The sequence below is a fragment of the Vibrio sp. 970 genome, assembly GCF_033339075.1.
On sequence record NZ_JAWOTW010000380.1, the window covers coordinates 1 to 663 of the forward strand.

At 41.8% G+C, this 663-nt stretch carries 1 pseudogene; it reads right to left on the minus strand.

The annotated features are described in order from the left end of the window. A pseudogene (locus tag R7Q11_RS26815) lies at positions 1 to 478 on the minus strand (site-2 protease family protein); the annotation flags it as partial. Between the last annotated feature and the right edge of the window lie 185 nt (positions 479 to 663).

The following is a 663-nucleotide window of genomic DNA, read 5'->3' on the forward strand; positions in this document are numbered from 1 at the left end:
CGTGGAACATAAGACAAACGATAAGAGCCAGAGCAAACTCAATAGAAAACAACCATGAATAGGCAGCTAAACTTGCTGACGCCAGCGCAACTTTAATCACTTTCGCGCTTTTTAAGGCTTTCATACCTAAGGAAAAAATACCGATGACACTCAAGCGCTTTTCTGATGGCGGCGCGACCTGTGGCACCTGCCTTTCAATATCTTTTTCGTTTCTTGAACCTTCCGTAATTAGCTCACCGTTAACGGTGGCGCGATAGGTCAGATCAAAAGGTTGCCAATCCAATGTGCAGTCTAATTTGCAAAGCAAAACCTCTTCTCCAGCACTCAACTTAAATAGATGCGTGTAAGTTTCTGTTTTCTTTTCGCTCACATCAATTTGAGAAACTAGAGTGTTATCCCAGTACAATTGCTGCCATCCCGCCATCGATCCTTCCAACCTTAACGGGCGACCCAAAAATTCAGTGTGTAGTAATTCCAACGCGATTCCTAATGCGATAACCACAAAGGTCGAATTATGCCTCTTATAACAAGTGACATCAAAGCATGTGAACTCAAGATTTGAAGGTTATTTAATCATAAGATTTGCAAAACAATTCTGGTCGTACCATTTCCACAAAAAATATAACGATAATACATGCCCTTACGCGCAGGCGTTTGACGTAT